Here is a 16,012-nt window from a genome sequence, read left to right on the forward strand (position 1 = left end):
GTCCCGAGGAGTCCCCGTGCCGCAATATCCCGCGAACCATGAATCAGTGGAGTCGCCCGAGCTGCTCAGCACCCCGGAGCTGGACCGGACGGTGTGGGACCGGGCGGCCACCCGGCTGCTCGCGAAAATGCTCGGCGAGTTTGCGTACGAGGAAGTCATCGAGCCGGCCCTCCGACCCGGCGGGAGCGACACCTACACCCTGGCGCTCGACGACGGGGAAACGCTGAGCTTCCGCGCCGGACGCGGTGTCTACGGCAGCTGGCACATCGCCCCCGACTCGATGCGCGTCACCGAGGGGAACGTCCCCGCGCGGACCGCCCAGGACCAGCACACCTCTGCACGGACCGCCCAGGACCGTAACCCCCCTGCGCGGACCCCCCAGGAAGACAGCGCCCGGACCGCTCCTTTCCGTGATCCGCTGCAGTTCCTCGCCCGGGCCCGGCACCTGCTCCGTCTCGACGGTGCGACCCTCGGCCACCTCATCCGCGAGATCACCACGACGCTTGTCGCGGATGCCCGGCTCGATCACACCGCGTTCACTGCCGCGCAACTCGCCGAGCTCGATTACGCGGAACTCGAAGGACACCAGACCGGCCACCCCTGGCTCGTCGCGAACAAGGGACGCCTGGGGTTCTCCGCCACCGACGCCTCCCGCTTCACGCCCGAAGCCCGCCGGCCGGTCAGGCTGCCGTGGATCGCCGTCAGCACCCGGATCGGCGGCTACCGCGGTGTGACCGGCCTCGACACACCCGAGCAGCTCTATGCACAGGAACTCGACGCCCCCGTCCGCGCATCCTTCGCCGCCGAGCTCCGCGCCCGCGATCTCGATCCCGGTGCCTACCTCTTTCTTCCCGTGCACCCCTGGCAGTGGGACGAATGGATCGTTCCGCTGTTCGCGCCGGCCATCGCGGCCGGCGACATCGTTGCGCTGCACACCGACGGTGATCTCCGGTTGCCTCAGCAGTCCATCCGTACGTTCACCAACCTGGGACGGCCCGAGCGGCGCACCGTCAAGCTGCCGCTGTCGATCCTCAACACCCTGGTCTGGCGGGGTCTCCCGACCGAGCGCACCTTCGCGGCTCCGGCGGTCACCACCTGGGTCCAGGGCCTGCGCGACCGCGACCCGTTTCTGCGCGACACCTGCGGCGTCATCCTGCTCGGCGAAGTGGCCTCCGTAACCGTCGAGCACCCCCTGTACAACCATCTCCCCGAGACGCCCTACCAGTTCAAGGAGATCCTCGGCGCGATCTGGCGCGAGCCGCTCGAACCCCGGCTCGCGCCCGGTGAGCGTGCCCGTACCCTCGCCTCGCTGCTCCACACGGATCCGCAGGGCCGCGGCTTCACCGCCGAACTCGTGACCCGTTCGGGTCTGACCCCCACTGCTTGGCTGACCCGGCTCTTCGCCGCGCTGCTCCCGCCCCTGCTGCACTTCCTCTACCAGTACGGAACGGTCTTCTCCCCGCACGGGGAGAACGCCATCATCGTCTTCGACGGCCAGGACGTGCCCGTACGGCTGGCGATCAAGGACTTCGTCGACGATGTGAACATCAGCGCCCAGCCGCTGCCCGAGCACACGACCATGCCGGAGGACGTACGCGACGTCCTCCTCACCGAGGAGCCCGGCTTCCTCACCCAGTTCATCCACTCGGGACTCTTCGTCGGCGTCTTCCGCTTCCTGTCACGCCTCTGCGAGGAACAGCTGGGCGTCCCGGAGGCCGAATTCTGGTCACTTGTACGGGCCGAAATTCTGCGGCACCACGCCCGCTTTCCCGATCTCAAGGAGAGGTTCGAGATGTTCGACATGCTGACGCCGCGCATCGAGCGCCTCTGTCTGAACCGCAACCGGCTGTATCGGGACGGTTACCGCGATCGGTCGGAACGCCCGCACGCAGCCGTCCACGGTACTGTTCCCAACCCCCTCCACCCCTCCGCCCGAATCCTGGAGTGATCTCCGTTGTCAGTGGTGACCCGTAGGCTGGTCGGGCTATGACAAAGCCATCCCTTCCCGAGCTCCTGCACGCCGCCGTGACCGCCGTCGGCGGTACGGAACGGCCCGGCCAGGCCGCCATGGCCGAGGCCGTAGCCGAGGCTGTCGACGACAACTCCCATCTGCTCGTCCAGGCAGGTACAGGCACGGGCAAGTCCCTCGGCTACCTGGTGCCCGCGCTGGCACACGGGGAGCGGGTCGTGGTCGCCACGGCGACCCTGGCACTGCAGCGTCAGCTCGTGGAGCGCGACCTTCCGCGTACGGTCGACGCGCTGCACCCGCTGCTGCGCCGCAGACCCCAGTTCGCGATGCTCAAGGGGCGTTCGAACTATCTCTGTCTGCACCGGCTGCACGAGGGTGTGCCGCAGGAAGAGGAGGAAGGGCTCTTCGACCAGTTCGAAGCGGCGGCGCCGTCGAGCAAGCTCGGACAGGACCTGCTGCGGCTGCGCGACTGGTCCGACGACACCGAGACCGGCGACCGTGACGACCTCACTCCGGGCGTCTCCGACCGGGCCTGGGGGCAGGTCTCCGTCTCGTCCCGGGAATGCCTGGGCGCCAGCAAGTGTGCGTACGGCGCGGAGTGCTTCGCGGAGATGGCCCGCGAGCGCGCCAAGCTCGCCGATGTCGTCGTCACCAATCACGCACTGCTCGCCATCGACGCGATCGAGGGCGCTCCGGTGCTCCCGCAGCACGAGGTGCTGATCGTCGACGAGGCCCATGAGCTGGTCTCCAGGGTCACCGGAGTGGCCACCGGAGAGCTCACCCCCGGTCAGGTGAACCGGGCGGTGCGCCGTGCGGCGAAGCTGGTCAACGAGAAGGCCGCCGACGCCCTGCAGACCGCGTCGGAGGGGTTCGAGCGGGTGATGGAGCTGGCGCTCCCCGGCCGCCTGGAAGAGGTCCCCGAGGACCTCGGCTACGCACTGATGGCGCTACGTGACGCCGCGCGTACGGTGATCTCGGCACTGGGCTCCACCCGGGACAAATCCGTGCAGGACGAGGACGCCGTCCGCAAGCAGGCGCTCGCATCGGTGGAGACGATCCACGGGGTTGCCGAGCGGATCACCCAGGGGTCCGAGTACGACGTCGTCTGGTACGAGCGCCACGACCGATTCGGCGCCTCCGTTCGCGTTGCGCCGCTCTCCGTATCCGGCCTGCTGCGCGAGAAGCTGTTCGCCGAGCGCTCGGTCGTCCTCACCTCGGCCACGCTCAAGCTGGGTGGCGACTTCAACGGGGTGGGGGCGTCCCTGGGCCTGGCCCCCGAAGGCACCGCGGGTGACGACATCCCGCAGTGGAAGGGCCTCGATGTCGGATCGCCCTTCGACTACCCCAGACAGGGCATTCTGTACGTCGCCAGGCACCTGGCCACGCCCGGCCGGGAAGGTTCCCGCACCGACATGCTGGACGAGCTCGCCGAACTGGTGGAGGCCGCCGGCGGGCGCACTCTCGGGCTGTTCTCCTCGATGCGGGCCGCCCAGGCCGCCGCCGAGGAACTGCGCGGTCGGCTCGACAAGCCGATCCTGCTGCAGGGCGAAGAGACGTTGGGTGAGCTGATCAAGAACTTCGCGGCCGACCCCGAGACCTGCCTCTTCGGCACGCTCTCGCTCTGGCAGGGAGTCGATGTCCCCGGGGCGAGCTGCCAGCTGGTGATCATGGACCGGATCCCGTTCCCCCGCCCCGACGACCCGCTGATGAGCGCACGCCAGAAGGCAGTGGAGGAGGCGGGCGGCAATGGGTTCATGGCTGTCGCAGCGACCCACGCTGCGCTGCTGATGGCCCAGGGCGCCGGCCGTCTCGTACGGGCCACGGGCGACAAGGGCGTGGTCGCCGTGCTCGACCCGAGGTTGGCCAATGCCCGCTACGGGAGCTACCTGCGGGCCTCGCTGCCGGACTTCTGGTACACGACGGACCGCAACCAGGCGCGTCGCTCACTTGCGGCGATCGATGCCGCTGCCAAGGCCGACGGGCAGTGATGCCCCATCCGCCCGGGGGTTGTGCCCTTCTCTGGTGACGGCAACCAGGCCCCGGGAGGATTCGGCCGTTCGGACGCACAGGCGGGGCCCCGGGATCGGCGCAGTGGATCCCGGGGCCCGGTTCGAACCGGCGATCTTCACACCCGCCGCAGCACTGCCACGACCTTGCCGAGGATGGTCGCCTCGTCGCCGGGGATTGGCTGGTACGCGGAGTTGTGCGGGAGCAGCCATACATGACCGTCCTCCCGCTTGAAGCGCTTGACCGTGGCCTCGCCGTCCAGCATCGCGGCCACGATGTCACCGTTCTCCGCGACGGGCTGACGGCGCACGGTGACCCAGTCCCCGTCACAGATGGCCGCCTCGATCATCGAGTCACCGACGACCTTCAGGACGAACAGCTCTCCGTCCCCGACCAGCTGGCGGGGGAGAGGGAAGACGTCCTCGACGGATTCCTCGGCGAGGATCGGGCCGCCGGCTGCGATCCGGCCGACCAGTGGCACATACGAAGCGGCGGGCTTGCCCGTCGTGTCGGTGGGCTGCGAGCTGGGCTGGTCCGAACCGCGGACCTCGTACGCCCGGGGGCGGTGGGGGTCGCGGCGCAGGAAGCCCTTGCGCTCCAGGGCCATCAGCTGATGGGCTACGGATGATGTGCTGGACAGGCCCACCGCCTGACCGATCTCCCGCATCGAGGGCGGGTATCCGCGACGCTGCACGGAGTCCCGGATGACCTCGATCACTCGCCGCTGCCGGTCCGTGAGCCCCGAGCTGTCCGCTCGGATTCCTGGAGGTCGCCCTGGGAGCGAGCGCGCTGGGCGCGCCGGCTCTGGTCCCTCCGTGTTCGTGACTGAGTCATTCATGGCATGCACCGGCTCGAGTCGGCTCTGGGAGCGGTCCTGGGCAGTGATGGTGGCACTGTCTGCGGTGGTGGTCACGTCGGCCCCTCTCGAATGTTCTCCCTAGCTGGACAACGGTAGTAGCTTTCGAAAGGTTGCGCCAAACACACGTTCGAGTGAAAAACGAATAAAAGTCTGTGCCCTGTTTGCGGTGAGGTGTATGGGCGGGGCTCGGTCAGGCTTTTGCCGTCCGCGGGACGGGTGCGGGGTGAGTCCCGGGCGACCCGCAATTGGGACCTTTACGGTAGCCTTCGCGGCCGCGACGCCGCCGCGCGGGGTGGTCTTCCGGCTGCCCTCCCGGCCCGCGCGGCAGTGCCCCGCGATCCGGGTGGGCATGTGTGTCCCGTAGCCTCGTCGTCGGTCGTACGCTACCTGTGAGCCGCCCGGGATGCGCGACACGCACCAGGGCCGAATGTGCGACGAAACCCAAGATCTAGTGGTTGGATTGTTCCAGCTGCCCAGAAGTTGTGGTCTGGGTCGATCGAGGCCGCGACCATCGCATATGCTTGTGGCTGCTTCGAGGGTCCCTGGCGGGACCTGGCGAGGCTATTCAGTCGTGCTGTGAAGGAGGGTTGGGAGCCATGCACTGCCCCTTCTGCAGGCACCCCGACAGCCGGGTCGTCGACAGTCGCACCACCGATGACGGCACGTCGATCCGCCGTCGCCGTCAGTGCCCCGACTGCTCCCGCCGTTTCACGACGGTGGAGACCTGCTCGCTGATGGTGGTGAAGCGCAGCGGAGTCACCGAACCCTTCAGCCGTACCAAGGTCATCTCCGGTGTGCGCAAGGCGTGCCAGGGGCGGCCCGTCACCGAGGACGCCCTCGCCATGCTCGGCCAGCGGGTCGAGGAGGCGGTGCGCGCCACCGGAAGTGCCGAGCTGACCACCCACGACGTGGGTCTGGCCATACTCGGCCCCCTGCAGGAACTCGACCTCGTCGCGTACCTGCGCTTCGCGTCCGTGTACCGGGCGTTCGACACACTCGAAGACTTCGAGGCCGCCATCGCGGAACTCCGTGAGCGGCGGCCTCCCGTGGAGGGATGCGGGACCGGCGAGACCCTTGAGGTCCCCGTTCCCGCCGTCGCCGCCGACTGAACGACACCGGCTGATCAACAGAGTTCAGTCGATCAGCGGCAGGGCGGCTACAGAGACTTGCTCCGGGCGCTGTGCGCGGCGTCCGAAGCATCAGAGACAGACTGTGCCCCGGGAAGTTCTGGGCACTTCAGGGCGTTTTTGCCCACATATGGGAGGCGGCATGACAGAGACGGCGAGCGGCCCGGCACGAGGTTCCCGAGCCAAGGGATCCAAGTCGACTGCGACCAAGCAGGGCCTGCGTATCGAGCGCATCCACACCACCCCTGGCGTGCATCCGTACGACGAGGTGGCATGGGAGCGCCGTGACGTCGTCATGACCAACTGGCGCGACGGCTCGATCAACTTCGAGCAGCGTGGCGTCGAGTTCCCCGACTTCTGGTCGGTGAACGCGGTCAACATCGTCACCAGCAAGTACTTCCGGGGGGCCGTCGGCACGCCGCAGCGCGAGACCGGGCTGCGTCAGCTGATCGACCGGATCGTGAAGACGTACCGCAAGGCGGGCGAGGACTACCACTACTTCGCCTCCCCGGCCGACGCCGAGATCTTCGAGCACGAGCTGGCGTACGCCCTCCTGCACCAGATCTTCAGCTTCAACTCGCCGGTCTGGTTCAACGTCGGTACGCCCCAGCCGCAGCAGGTCTCCGCCTGCTTCATCCTGTCCGTCGACGACTCCATGGAGTCGATCCTCGACTGGTACAAGGAAGAGGGCATGATCTTCAAGGGCGGTTCCGGCGCCGGCCTGAACCTCTCCCGCATCCGCTCCTCCAAGGAGCTGCTGTCCTCCGGTGGCAACGCCTCCGGTCCCGTCTCCTTCATGCGTGGCGCCGACGCGTCCGCCGGAACGATCAAGTCCGGTGGCGCCACCCGTCGCGCGGCCAAGATGGTCATTCTCGACGTCGACCACCCCGACATCGAGAACTTCATCGAGACCAAGGTCAAGGAGGAGGAGAAGATCCGCGCCCTGCGTGACGCGGGCTTCGACATGGACCTGGGCGGCGACGACATCACGTCCGTCCAGTACCAGAACGCCAACAACTCGGTGCGCGTGAACGACGAGTTCATGAAGGCCGTCGAGTCCGGCGGCACGTTCGGGCTGCGTGCCCGGATGACCGGTGAAGTCATCGAAGAGGTCGAGGCCAAGTCCCTCTTCCGCAAGATGGCCGAGGCCGCCTGGGCCTGCGCCGACCCCGGCATCCAGTACGACGACACGATCAACCACTGGCACACCTGCCCCGAGTCCGGCCGGATCAACGGCTCGAACCCGTGCAGCGAGTACATGCACCTGGACAACACCTCGTGCAACCTCGCCTCGCTGAACCTGATGAAGTTCCTCAAGGACGACGGCAAGGGCAACCAGTCCTTCGAGTCCGAGCGCTTCGCCAAGGTCGTCGAGCTCGTCATCACCGCGATGGACATCTCCATCTGCTTCGCGGACTTCCCGACCGAGAAGATCGGCGAGAACACCCGCGCCTTCCGTCAGCTGGGCATCGGTTACGCCAACCTCGGCGCCCTGCTGATGGCGACCGGCCACGCCTACGACAGCGACGGCGGCCGCGCCCTCGCCGGTGCGATCACGTCGCTGATGACCGGTACCTCGTACAAGCGCTCCGCCGAGCTCGCCGCGGTCGTCGGCCCGTACGACGGCTACGCTCGCAACGCCGAGCCGCACCAGCGCGTCATGAAGCAGCACGCCGACGCCAACGCCACGGCCGTCCACGTGGACGACCTGGACAACTCGATCTGGGCCGCGGCCACGGAGGCCTGGCAGGACGTCATCCGCCTCGGCGCGAAGAACGGTTTCCGCAACGCGCAGGCCTCGGTCATCGCGCCCACCGGCACCATCGGTCTCGCGATGTCCTGCGACACCACCGGCCTCGAGCCCGACCTCGCCCTGGTCAAGTTCAAGAAGCTGGTCGGCGGCGGCTCGATGCAGATCGTCAACGGCACCGTCCCGCAGGCCCTGCGCCGCCTGGGCTACCAGGAGGAGCAGATCGAGGCGATCGTCGCCCACATCGCCGAGCACGGCAATGTGATCGACGCCCCCGGCCTGAAGGACGAGCACTACGAGGTCTTCGACTGCGCGATGGGCGAGCGTTCCATCTCCGCGATGGGCCACGTGCGCATGATGGCCGCCATCCAGCCGTGGATCTCCGGCGCACTCTCCAAGACGGTGAACCTGCCGGAGACGGCCACCGTCGAGGACGTCGAAGAGGTGTACTTCGAGGCGTGGAAGATGGGCGTCAAGGCGCTCGCGATCTACCGCGACAACTGCAAGGTCGGCCAGCCCCTCTCCGCCAAGACCAAGGAGAAGGAGAAGGCCGAGGTCACCGCCAAGGCCGAGGAGACCATCCGCACGGCGGTCGAGAAGGTCGTCGAGTACCGCCCGGTCCGCAAGCGCCTTCCGAAGGGCCGTCCCGGCATCACCACCTCCTTCACGGTGGGCGGCGCCGAGGGCTACATGACCGCCAACTCCTACCCGGACGACGGTCTCGGTGAGGTCTTCCTGAAGATGTCCAAGCAGGGTTCCACCCTCGCGGGCATGATGGACGCCTTCTCCATCGCCGTCTCGGTCGGTCTGCAGTACGGCGTCCCGCTGGAGACGTACGTCTCGAAGTTCACCAACATGCGCTTCGAGCCCGCCGGCATGACGGACGACCCGGACGTGCGGATGGCGCAGTCGATCGTCGACTACATCTTCCGCCGCCTGGCGCTGGACTTCCTGCCGTTCGAGACCCGCTCGGCGCTCGGCATCCACTCCGCCGAGGAGCGTCAGCGTCACCTCGACACCGGTTCGTACGAGCCGTCGCTCGAGGACGAGGAGCTCGACGTCGAGAGCCTGGTCCAGTCCGTCCCGCTGCGCACGGAGCCGCTGAAGGCCGTGGCCTCCCCGGTGGAGGCCGAGAAGCCTGCCCCGAGGACGGCGCACACCTCGGCGGAGCTCGTCGAGATGCAGCTGGGCATCAGTGCGGACGCGCCGCTGTGCTTCTCCTGCGGTACGAAGATGCAGCGAGCCGGATCCTGCTACATCTGCGAGGGCTGCGGCTCGACCAGCGGCTGCAGCTGATCCTGGGCGCGGTCCAGATGTGAGTCACCCGGTCAGGGCGGCGGAGCCGATTGTCTCGGCTCCGCCGCCCTGGCGGTTTCCGGTGTCCGGTGCCGTGCCTGGTTCAGCGGCTTGCCCGGTGCCCGCCCCGGCTGACCGGCTCTCCGCCCTGCTGCGCGCCCAGCCTCACTCGTCGGGCGCGCGGTTTCCCATGGCTGCGGCGAAGGAAACGGGATCGCCGTCGAACCCCCGGACCGTTTTCTGGAACTCCCAGCCGCCCGAGGCGTCCCGGACGAACTCGGCGACCGTCGCCGCGGTGGCGCCGCCGACTGCGGAGAAGTCGTCCTCCGCGAGATTCGTGTAGCCCTCACGAATCTGCACGCCGGCGTTGGCTATGTCCTCGAAGGTCCTCCGGCCGTTCCGCTGCTGAATGGCGACTCCGATGACGACCCGGGCGTACACGGCCGACAGCCGGTTCAGTTCCAGAGTCATCACCTCGTCGAAACCGAGGCCCTGGCCGGTCCTGCTGTCGCGGTTCAGCATGATGGTGCCGTCCGGCGAACGGCTGTCGAAGTGCACGAGATACGCAGGGCCGCCGTACGGCTCGTCCGCCGGGTAGGTGGCCGCGATGATGTCCAGGTCATGGGCGGGGGCCCCCGGGGGACTCGGGTCCCATTTGAGCCTGACTTCGACCTTCTCGATGTCCTTGTTGGGCGTGCTCATCGGGTTTCCCTCCGTGCCACTGGGCCGTCGGACCGGTCGTACCACCCGATCATGTCCGCAACGCCCCCTGGATCCAACCGGCTTGGTCACGGGGGGCGGAATCGGGCCACTGCCGGTTCCGGCGCAGTTCAGTGCGGGGTGCGGCCCGGCGGACGCCGTCCGGGCCCTTCGCGGAACAGCTCGGTCGCGCTGCCGGCCCGGCGCATGAAGGAGGCGTACTCGATACGGGATACGGACGGAGAGGGCGCCCGGGCAGGCGCCGTCGCGTTCCGGGGCTGCGATGTTCTCCAGGCCGAGTACGTGACTCACTCCGTGACAGGCGTCGATTCCGAAGCCGATGGAGACAACCATGCGCTCTCTTACGCCGATTTGCCCGTGGTTCGGACGTACTCCGCCAGAGCGTGACCCACGCCACGTTCTGCGCCGTACGATGGCGCGGTGCTGGTCAAGTGGATTCGCTGCACCGTGGTGGACCGCCGCGGTTTCGAGCGGGGGCAGCGAAAGTGGTCGGGGCTTCTCGGTGAGCCGGGGTTCAGGGGACAGGGGGGTGGCTGGAGCCGGGGGCGGCCGGAGGTTGCCCATGTGTTCGCGTTCTGGGAGAACCGGGTCTTCTACGACTCCTTCATGGCGCGTGCGCACGACGGGTTGGCTGCCGCGCAGTCCGGAACGTACGGCGACATCCAGGTCAAGCTTTTCGACCACCGATTCGATGTGAAGACGGGCTTCGAGCCCCGCTTCACCGATGCGGATGTGGTCAGAGTCGCGCACAGCAGGGTGTACGGGGACCGCGTCGAACATTTCGCCCTGATGCAGGAGAGGGTGTGGAATCCGGCGATGGCCGGATCTCCCGGCATGCTGCGCGGTGTGTTCGGAGAGGCGCCGGGGCACGAATTCCTGGTGCTGTCGATGTGGCAGTCCAGCGCCGAGCGCGGCAAGTACCGGCCGGGAAGCATCGAGAGGTTGTCGCAGCGGGCGCAGACCGACGAGGACGTCGCGGCACTGGAGGGGGACGTCGTGCAGCTCGAGCCGTCCTGGACGGTGTGATCCGCTGGAGCCCCGGGGCGAAGGCAGCCTGCAGCCCCGTTGCACGGCGACATACGGAGGCCGGAGGTCCGGACAACTGCTCGAATGGGCCGGACTCGATCTAGGGTCTGTACATGGCACGACCGCAGCGCATTGTCCTCGTCCGGCACGGCGAGTCCGAGGGCAATGCCGACGACACGGTGTACGAACGCGAGCCCGACCATGCATTGAGGCTCACCTCGGCGGGGTTGCGACAGGCCAGGGAGACGGGGGTACGGCTGCGCGACCTCTTCGGTGAGGAACGGATCAGCGTGTACGTCTCGCCGTACCGCCGCACGCACGAGACGTTCAGGTCGCTCGGGCTCGACCTGGAGCGCGTGCGGGTGCGCGAGGAACCGCGGTTGCGCGAGCAGGACTGGGGGAACTGGCAGGACCGCGAAGACGTGAGACTGCAGAAGGCCTATCGGGATGCCTACGGGCACTTCTTCTACCGCTTCGCGCAGGGGGAGTCCGGCGCGGATGTGTACGACCGGGTCGGGGCATTTCTGGAGAGCCTGCACCGGAGTTTCGAGGACCCCGATCATCCGCCCAATGTTCTGCTGGTCACCCATGGGCTGACGATGCGGTTGTTCTGCATGCGGTGGTTCCACTGGTCGGTCGCCGAATTCGAGTCACTGTCCAACCCGGGCAACGGAGAGACGCGGACGCTGATGCTCGGCGACGACGGGCGCTACACACTTGACCGGCCGTTCGAGCGGTGGCGTACCCCTGAGCCGTACGGCATCACCGGATAGAGTGGAGAGGCGATGACCGTTGACTCCGCTTCCGCCCAACGCTTCGAACGCGCCCTGGCCAGCCTGCGGGGGCTGTCCGTGGGGGACGCCCTGGGCTCCCAGTTCTTTGTGCCCGCCAACTATCCGCTGCTGAAGCAGCGCGCACTGCCGTCCGGACCCTGGCAGTGGACCGATGACACGGAGATGGCCTGCTCGGTGCTGGCCGTACTCGTCGGGCACGACCGCATCGACCAGGACGCGCTCGCCCACTCGTTCGCAGATCACCACGACTTCGACCGCGGATACGGCCCCGCCGTGAACCGGCTGCTGCGGCTGGTCCGGGAGGGCGGCGACTGGCGTGAGCTGGCATCCGCGCTGTTCCAGGGGCAGGGCTCCTGGGGCAATGGTTCGGCCATGCGCATCGCACCCCTCGGTGCCTGGTACGCGGACGACCCCGAGCAGGCCACGCACCAGGCCGAGATCTCCTCGTACACCACGCATCAGCACCGGGAGGCGGTCGTGGGAGCGATGGCCGTGGCGGCGGCCGCCGCACTCGCCGCCGCGCCCGGCGGGCCGCCGACGCCGACCGATCTCCTCGACGGGGTCGTCGCTCTCGTGCCGCGCAGCGCAGTGGGGGCCGGGCTGCGCCGGGCGCGCGACATGCTCGACTACAGCGATGCCGGGACCGTGGCGGCCGTCCTCGGCAACGGACGCCGTACAAGTGCACATGACACCGTGCCCTTCGCCCTCTGGTCCGCGGCGCGGAGCCTCGGCGACTTCGAGCAGGCGTTCTGGCTGACCGCTCAGGCCGGTGGCGATGTCGACACGACCTGCGCCATCGTCGGCGGGGTCATCGCAGCGGGCAAGGCGGGTGCCCCGCCGGCCGACTGGTCGGCACGGACGGAAGAGCTGCCGGGGTGGCTTCCCCGGCCGGGGCTCAGCTGACGCGTTCCGACTGTCACGGTACTGATACAGCCCTTTCCCGACCGTCTGCGGCAGAAAGCAGCGGGCTACTCTTTCGGCCACGCCGCCGCCCATGATCACCGCGTCGGGCGTGCGCCGAATGAGAGCCGAAGCGCCCACGCTGCTCAGCAGCCGCGTGGGCACAGCTCGGTGGGAGGGGTCCCATGTCCGATCAGACGTCAGAGCCACCCCGGCAGCCGGAGGCGCCTCAGCCGTCTCGCGTGCCGGAGCCGCCCGAGATCCCGGCGTACGCGCAGCAGGGATGGCAACCACCGCAGTCGCCCAATCCTTGGCAGAGCGGAGACCGGAAGGCCGGTACGGTCGCGCGGCTGCGCCCGGCCGGGCCGGCCGCCATCCGCACCGCCACGCTCTGGTCGGTAGTCGCCACCGCGCTCCTCAGCGCGCTGCTGCTGGGGGACGGTCTCGGCCCGAACCTGCTGATCGTGGCGGTCCCCGCTGCACTTGCGGCCTTCTTCGCCGCACAGGCCGCCGGCCGGCGGCTCCGTCCCTGGACTGCCGTCTGGGGGGTCGGCGGTCTGGCACTTCTCGCCGTCCCGGCGCTCCGGGACGCGGGATGGCCCACCTTCCTCGCCGTGGCGTCGGCCGTCGCGCTCGGCTCCCTCGCCCTGCACGGCGGACGCAGCTGGCTCGGCGTGTTCCTCGGTTCGGTGGGCCTGCTCTCCTCGGTCGCCGAAGGGCTGAAATGGGGCGGGCGAGGCGCTCGCGCCCGCATGGCGGGGTCCCGCGACCGATGGGGCGTCGCCTTCCGGTCCACCGCGGTGGCCGTTGTGCTGCTCATCGTGTTCGGAGCGCTCTTCGCCGGCGCGGACGCTGCGTTCGCCGATGTGCTCGGCAATCTGATCCCGGATGTATCGCTGGGCGACGGTCCCTGGCGACTCTTCCTCTTCGTGGTCGGTCTGGTCGGTGCGCTCGCCGCCGCCCACACCGCCGCAGCCCCGGTGCGCTGGGACCGCATCACCGTGCGCGCCGGCACGGCCCGCGGCCGCTTGGAATGGGCCCTTCCGCTCATCGTGCTGAATCTGCTCTTCGCCATCTTCCTCGCCATCCAGCTCACCGTGCTGCTCGGCGGATACGACAAGGTGATGGCCGAGACCGATCTCAGCTACTCCGCATATGCCCGCCAGGGTTTCTGGCAGTTGCTGTGGGCAACGCTGCTCACCCTCTTGGTGATAGCGCTCGCTCTTCGCTGGGCCCCTCGCGGCGCTCCCCGCGACCGCACTCTCGTCAGGTCCGTTCTCGGCGTACTGTGCCTGTTCACCCTCGTGGTGGTGGCTTCCGCGCTGCGGCGCATGGACCTGTACGTCGATGCGTACGGCCTGACCCGGCTGCGCATATCGGTGGCCGCGGTGGAGCTGTGGCTGGGGGCGGTGCTGGTGCTGATCATGGCTGCGGGTGTGTTCGGCGCCCGGCTGCTGCCGCGCGCCGTGGCGGCCAGCGCGGCCGTCGGCGTGCTCGCGTTCGGCCTGGTCTCGCCCGACGGGCTGATCGCGGAACAGAACGTTCAGCGCTTCCGCACCCATCACACGATCGACGTCGACTACCTGCGCGGCCTCTCCGCCGACGCCGTACCGGCCCTCGACACACTGCCCGAACCGCTTCGGTCCTGTGCCCTCGGCGAGATCCAGGAGACGTTGCGGGCGTCCGAAGCTCCTTGGTACGCGTCCAGTTGGGGGGAGGCGCGGGCGCGGGACATCCTGGAGAACCGGAGCGCGAGCGCGCTGAACACGGACTGCGCAGGCCTGGGGAGGGGGGAGGACGGCAGCGACCGAGGCGAGGACGGAGACGATCCGTACGACCCCTACGACCCGTACTGATCGAGACGACCGAGTCGGTCCCGGCGTTCGGGGCAGGTGCAGGCCGCACCCCCGTGGACGGCCTGCACCTGTGCCGGTGCGTGTGCTTCCGCTTGCGCGTACCGGCGTATCGCCGCCTGCGCCGCCGTTACGCTCCGGGTCCGCCCGCGGACGCCCGGCCGCTCAGTGAGTCCAGATCGCTCTTGCGTACCCGGATCACCAGCACCGCGGTGAGCAGGGCGAGAGCCGCCATGGCCACCGCTGCCGTGAACGCCGTCGAAATGCCCTGGACGAGCACCTCGTGCCCCCAAGGCGCGGGCAGCTCGTGCGACTTGGCGAATGCAGCCTGCTGCTCCGGCGTGGCCTGCGCCATGAACGACGGAATCTGCTTCTCCGCTTCGTTCCGGCTCGCTGTTCCGAAAACGGTCACCAGAATGGACAGCCCCAGCGAACCACCCACCTGCTGGCTCGCATTGAGCAGCCCGGATGCCGCGCCCGCCTCGTGCTGCGCAACCCCGGAGACGGCGGTCAGGGTCAGCGTGACGAAGTTCAGCCCCATGCCGAAGCCGAACAGGAGCATCGGTCCCAGTACCCCGCTCACATAGGAGCTGTCGGGCGAGATGAACGTCTGCCAGAAGAGGCCGGTTCCGGTGAGTGCCGAGCCGGTGATCATGAACGGCTTGGGACCCAGCACCGGCAGCAGCCGCTGCGACAGCCCCGCACCCGCGATGATCGCGACCGTCACGGGCAGGAAGGCCAGACCTGAAGCGATCGGGCTGTAGCCCAGGACGTTCTGCACGAACAGCACGATGAAGAAGAACATGCCGAGCATGGCGGCGGCCAGGCTGAGCATGACGAGGTACGTCCCCGACCGGTTGCGGTCGGCGAACAACCTCAGCGGGGTGATCGGTTCCTTCGCGCGCATCTCGATGAGTACGAATGCGGCGAGGAGTATCACCGCGGCGGCGAAGGACCCCACGGTGAGGGAGTCCCGCCAGCCCTCCTCGGAGGCCCGGATGAATCCGTACACCAGCGAGGCCATGCCGAGGGTCGAGGTCAGTGCGCCCGAGACGTCGAAGCGGCCGGGATGCCTCTGGGACTCACTTATGTAGACGGGGGCCAGTACCGCGATCAGCACACCGATCGGTACGTTGACGAAGAAGACCCAGCGCCAGTCGAGCCATTCGGTGAGCATTCCGCCGGCCAGCAGGCCGATTGCGCCGCCACCCGCCGAGACGGCGGCAAAGACTCCGAACGCGCGGTTCCGCTCGGGGCCTTCGGGGAACGTGGTGGTGATGAGGGCCAGTGATGTCGGTGAGGCGATGGCCCCGCCGACGCCCTGGAGAGCCCGGGCCGCGAGCAACTGCCAGGGCTCCTGGGCCAGTCCGCCCAGCAGTGAGGCGAAGGTGAAGACCAGGATTCCGGTGATGAAGACCCGGCGGCGGCCGAGGATGTCACCGGCCCGGCCACCGAGCAGGAGCAGGCCGCCGAAGGTGAGCGTGTAGGCGCTGAGCACCCAGGACAGATCGGTGGTGGAGAAACTGAGCGCGTCCTGGATGTGCGGCAGCGCGATGTTGACGATCGTGGCATCCAGCACAACCATCAACTGACATGCGGCGATGACCGTGAGAGCGATCCCCCGTCGCCCCTGCCGCCGAGCCGCGCCCGGCGGAGTCTGCGCTTCTAACTGAGAGGTTGTCACTATGGATCCCCCACAAGTGAATTAGTG

The 16,012-nt window shown here is 68.5% G+C and carries 11 protein-coding genes; 8 read left to right on the forward strand and 3 right to left on the reverse strand.

Annotated features, from left to right (window positions below; genetic code table 11):
- Positions 1-16: 16 nt before the first annotated feature.
- Positions 17-1,948, forward strand: a complete 1,932-nt coding sequence (locus LRD69_RS24865; protein WP_277328758.1) for an IucA/IucC family siderophore biosynthesis protein — start codon at positions 17-19, stop codon at positions 1,946-1,948.
- A gap of 38 nt (positions 1,949-1,986) precedes the next feature.
- The gene (locus LRD69_RS24870; RefSeq protein ID WP_277328759.1) at positions 1,987-3,957 is read left to right on the forward strand and encodes an ATP-dependent DNA helicase; all 1,971 of its coding nucleotides are present in this window, start codon (positions 1,987-1,989) and stop codon (positions 3,955-3,957) included.
- A 137-nt stretch (positions 3,958-4,094) separates the two neighbouring features.
- Here the strand turns inward: LRD69_RS24870 and lexA are convergent, their stop codons facing one another.
- On the reverse strand, positions 4,095-4,889 hold the full coding sequence (gene lexA, locus LRD69_RS24875; protein ID WP_277328760.1) for a transcriptional repressor LexA: 795 nt from the start codon (positions 4,887-4,889) through the stop codon (positions 4,095-4,097).
- 542 nt (positions 4,890-5,431) lie between these two features.
- Between lexA and nrdR the strand changes: the two genes are divergently transcribed.
- Together nrdR and LRD69_RS24885 are read left to right on the forward strand one after the other, a co-directional pair.
- Positions 5,432-5,944: a transcriptional regulator NrdR gene (gene nrdR / locus LRD69_RS24880; protein ID WP_277328761.1), complete on the forward strand. Its 513-nt coding sequence runs from the start codon at positions 5,432-5,434 to the stop codon at positions 5,942-5,944.
- 160 nt (positions 5,945-6,104) lie between these two features.
- Positions 6,105-9,008 (forward strand): vitamin B12-dependent ribonucleotide reductase, encoded by a 2,904-nt coding sequence (locus LRD69_RS24885; protein WP_277328762.1) that lies wholly within the window; start codon positions 6,105-6,107, stop codon positions 9,006-9,008.
- Positions 9,009-9,173: 165 nt separating this feature from the next.
- Here the strand turns inward: LRD69_RS24885 and LRD69_RS24890 are convergent, their stop codons facing one another.
- Positions 9,174-9,710, reverse strand: a complete 537-nt coding sequence (locus tag LRD69_RS24890; RefSeq protein ID WP_277328763.1) for a TerD family protein — start codon at positions 9,708-9,710, stop codon at positions 9,174-9,176.
- Positions 9,711-10,148: 438 nt separating this feature from the next.
- On the opposite strand from LRD69_RS24890, the gene LRD69_RS24895 reads away from it, so the two are divergent.
- From LRD69_RS24895 to LRD69_RS24910, 4 genes are all read left to right on the forward strand, one after another.
- A complete protein-coding gene (locus LRD69_RS24895) occupies positions 10,149-10,754 on the forward strand; it encodes a YdbC family protein (protein WP_277328764.1) in 606 nt (201 codons plus the stop codon).
- Positions 10,755-10,867: 113 nt separating this feature from the next.
- Entirely contained in the window at positions 10,868-11,527 is a 660-nt protein-coding gene (locus tag LRD69_RS24900) for a histidine phosphatase family protein (protein ID WP_277328765.1), read from the forward strand.
- 12 nt (positions 11,528-11,539) lie between these two features.
- Entirely contained in the window at positions 11,540-12,451 is a 912-nt protein-coding gene (locus LRD69_RS24905) for an ADP-ribosylglycohydrolase family protein (RefSeq protein WP_277328766.1), read from the forward strand.
- 182 nt (positions 12,452-12,633) lie between these two features.
- On the forward strand, positions 12,634-14,304 hold the full coding sequence (locus LRD69_RS24910; RefSeq protein ID WP_277328767.1) for a DUF4173 domain-containing protein: 1,671 nt from the start codon (positions 12,634-12,636) through the stop codon (positions 14,302-14,304).
- A gap of 127 nt (positions 14,305-14,431) precedes the next feature.
- Here LRD69_RS24910 and LRD69_RS24915 read toward each other — a convergent pair whose 3' ends face one another.
- Positions 14,432-15,985 (reverse strand): MFS transporter, encoded by a 1,554-nt coding sequence (locus LRD69_RS24915; RefSeq protein WP_277328768.1) that lies wholly within the window; start codon positions 15,983-15,985, stop codon positions 14,432-14,434.
- Positions 15,986-16,012: the final 27 nt, after the last annotated feature.

Origin of the sequence: Streptomyces sp. JH14, assembly GCF_029428675.1 — a bacterium.
GTDB lineage: Bacteria > Actinomycetota > Actinomycetes > Streptomycetales > Streptomycetaceae > Streptomyces.